This window comes from Psychrobacter sp. UBA6291 (genome assembly GCF_002439405.1).
Taxonomy (GTDB): Bacteria; Pseudomonadota; Gammaproteobacteria; order Pseudomonadales; family Moraxellaceae; genus Psychrobacter; species Psychrobacter faecalis.
The window spans coordinates 1-3638 of the sequence record NZ_DJUD01000077.1 but is presented as its reverse complement, the minus strand read 5'-3'; the positions used below and the strand labels follow the sequence as shown (position 1 = coordinate 3638).

Here is a 3638-nt window from a genome sequence, read left to right as displayed (position 1 = left end):
GAGGTGCGTATTATAGACGCTTTGGACTGGGTGTCAACCGATTTTCGATAGATTTCTTAATTTATTTTAGAAGGTGACAAACAAACTATATTTTTCAATAACTTAGTAAAAAACATATATAAAACCAAAGAGGATTATTCTCTAGACATGTCTTAATGTTTAATTATTATTTGCTACGAAGCTTATTAGTAAGCTCAATTGGACATTTATAAACCATGCATTATATTACTGGGCTTATATAGGTATATATTCAACACTATTGATATTGACATTAAGCGTACCTATATAGGGAAGCTTACCGCGCCGCAGCTGTCTAGTGTTAATAGGCAGCGTTTGCTATAATAGCGGCTTTTATGACATTACTGCATGGCACTCCTAATTATTCTTATTAACAAGCAACTTATTCTATATTATATTATAGCGATTTGATGAACAGTTATTAAATGGCTACTTAATTAGCATAATATATAAGATAAATTTTAGCGCAGTGTTTGTGGTTAATGCCCATTTCTTACAACATATCCGACATATTATAGCGGTTAGATATAATTGACGTGGTCTTACGGTTATATGATTGATGGTTGCAATCATCACTGCCAACGGACCCAAAAAGGTGAATAGATTATGGTAGCGATTACTTTACCTGATGGTAGCGTAAAAAACTTTGAAGGCAATACAACGGTCATGGAAGTGGCGCAAAGTATTGGAGCGGGCTTGGCGAAGGCGACGGTCGCGGGACGCGTTGATGGCCATTTAGTAGATGCCCACGACCCCATCGTTGCCGATGCAAAAGTTGAAATCGTGACGCCAAAAGACGCTGACGGCGTCGATATCATTCGCCACTCATGTGCCCACTTGTTAGGTCATGCGGTAAAACAGCTTTATCCTGACGTAAAAATGGTCATCGGTCCTGTTATCGAAGATGGCTTTTATTATGACATCTATAGTGAGACGCCATTTACGCCTGAGCACATGGAAAAAATTGAAAAACGCATGATGGAGCTGATTAAGCAAGATTATGACGTCATCAAAAAAATGACCCCTCGCGATGAAGTGATTAAGATTTTTGAAGAGCGCGGCGAAGATTATAAGCTGAAATTGATTAATGACATGCCGGGTGAAGAAGCCTTTGGTCTATATCATCATCAAGAATATGTCGATATGTGCCGTGGTCCACACGTGCCAAATACGCGCTTCTTAAAAGTATTTAAACTGACCAAAATGTCAGGCGCTTATTGGCGCGGTGATGCTAAGAACGAACAGCTACAACGTATCTATGGTACGGCGTGGGCAGATAAAAAAGATTTAAAAGCCTATATCCAACGTATTGAAGAGGCAGAAAAACGTGACCATCGTAAGATTGGTAAAGCGTTAAATCTGTTTCATATGCAAGAGCAAGCGCCGGGCATGGTGTTTTGGCATGCCAATGGTTGGACGATTTATCAAGTACTTGAGCAATATATGCGTAAAGTGCAGCATGACCATGGTTATGAGGAAATCAAAACGCCGCAAATCGTCGATCGCAGCTTGTGGGAACGTTCAGGCCATTGGGGCAACTATGCCACCAATATGTTTACCACTTCGAGCGAAAACCGTGATTATGCAGTAAAACCAATGAACTGCCCGTGTCACGTGCAAGTATTTAACCAAGGCTTAAAGTCTTACCGTGAGCTGCCGCTACGTATGGCGGAGTTTGGCTCGTGCCATCGTAACGAACCATCTGGTTCATTGCATGGTTTGATGCGTGTACGTGGTTTCACGCAAGATGATGCGCATATTTTCTGTACGCAAGCGCAAATTCAGCAAGAAGTCGCGGATTTTATTAAACTGACCCTTGCAGTGTATGAAGACTTTGGTTTTGATAATATCATTATGAAGCTCTCAACCCGTCCTGAAAAACGCGTTGGTAGCGATGAATCATGGGATTTTGCCGAAAAAGCCTTGGCAGATGCCCTAGATAGCTCAGGTCTTGATTGGGAATATCTACCGGGTGAAGGCGCATTTTATGGTCCGAAGATTGAGTTTAGTCTAAAGGATTCATTGGGTCGCGTGTGGCAATGCGGTACGATTCAGGTTGATCCAAATATGCCTGAGCGCCTTGATGCTGAATTTGTCAATGAGCAAAATGAGCGCGAAACCCCAATTATGCTGCACCGTGCAATCTTAGGCTCGTTTGAGCGCTTCATTGGTATTTTGATTGAAAACTACGCCGGTTGGATGCCTGTATGGCTTGCGCCGCAACAAGTAGCGGTGATGAATATCACTGATAAACAAGCCGATGCTTGTGAAAATGTGGTTCGTGAGCTGAAAAATGCAGGTTTGCGAGCGACGAGTGACTTGCGTAACGAAAAGATTGGATTTAAGATACGAGAGAAAACATTAGAACGCGTTCCCTATATGCTAGTATTAGGGGATAAAGAGGTCGAAACGGGCAGTGTCAACGTCCGAACTCGTGAAGGTGAAAACCTCGGCGTCATGAGTGTTGCAGAATTTATTAGCTTAGTACAGACTGCTGTCAGCAAAAAAGGCCGACAGACCCCAAAAACAGATGAGGAGTAATACCTATTAAACAGTCAAACCGTTTGAACATCAACGAAGATATCAATGCTAAAGAAGTCCGTTTGGTTAAAGAAGATGGCGAGCAAATGGGCGTGGTCGATATCGAAACCGCGATGAAAGCGGCGCGTGATGAAAACCTAGATTTGGTCGAATTGGTTCCTGAAGCCAAGCCGCCAGTATGCAAAATCATGGATTATAAACATTTCCTCTATGATCAAAAGCAGAAAGCGAAAGAAGCGAAGAAGAACCAAAAACAGACCCAGCTCAAAGAGATGAAGCTACGTCCTAGTACTGAAGAGGCGGATTATCAAGTTAAGCTGAAAAAAATCGTCAGCTTCTTGGAAAACCAAGATAAAGTTAAAATCAGTATCCGTTTCCGTGGTCGCGAAATGGCGCATCAAGAGATTGGACGCAAACAACTTGATCGTATCATTGAAGATACCGCTGATATCTCAAACGTCGAACAGTATCCTAAGATGGAAGGCCGTCAAATGGGTATGCTGCTTGGGCCTACTAAGAAAAAATAATCCACAGGTGGATTATAGCGAGTAGTGGCTGTAAATCGATGTGATGGTTAGTTGATATAATCAATTAACTAACACAGACAGCTCGTTATTATAGACAGTTATACTCTTAACCATCAATATACTCCGGGATATTGATGGTTTTTTCATATTTATTGCTGAATACGCGCATTAAATATAAAAAAGCTAAGCACGATAAGCCAAATTCCTCTATAAATGCTTTATAAAACTCAGTTTACAAAACCCATCTTCTCAACCTTTTCATTACCAGTTAATCTAAAGATTGTCTCATCACACATATCTCATTCGAATAAAAATTATTGGGTAATAAAAACAATTGAAACCACGACTATAAAAGTGCTAAGCGAAAACTGTTATTCATTAACAATGAATAGTTAATGACAATTAATAGTCAATAAATAGTGTCATTGATAAATAACGTCGTCGGTAAAGAATTCCATTTTTAGATATTATACCCCACTCTCAACTTGAAATAAGCAAATCAAACTGAAGAGGCGGATTACCAAGTTTTTTGTTGAGTACAAAGCATAGATT

2 protein-coding genes are annotated in these 3638 nt (G+C 40.5%); both read left to right on the top strand.

Annotated elements, in window-relative coordinates; translation table 11 throughout:
- Positions 1-624 precede the first annotated feature (624 nt).
- Positions 625-2559: a threonine--tRNA ligase gene (thrS, locus tag B3R91_RS13110; protein WP_191692435.1), complete on the top strand. Its 1935-nt coding sequence runs from the start codon at positions 625-627 to the stop codon at positions 2557-2559.
- 23 nt (positions 2560-2582) lie between these two features.
- Positions 2583-3086, top strand: coding sequence for a translation initiation factor IF-3 (gene infC, locus B3R91_RS13105; RefSeq protein WP_144297936.1), 504 nt, complete (start codon positions 2583-2585; stop codon positions 3084-3086).
- Positions 3087-3638 lie beyond the last annotated feature (552 nt).

Bases quoted from the DNA above. Each gene is read 5' to 3' on its own strand.
- thrS (WP_191692435.1), top strand. From the start codon at position 625: ATGGTAGCGATTACTTTACCTGATGGTAGCGTAAAAAACTTTGAAGGC.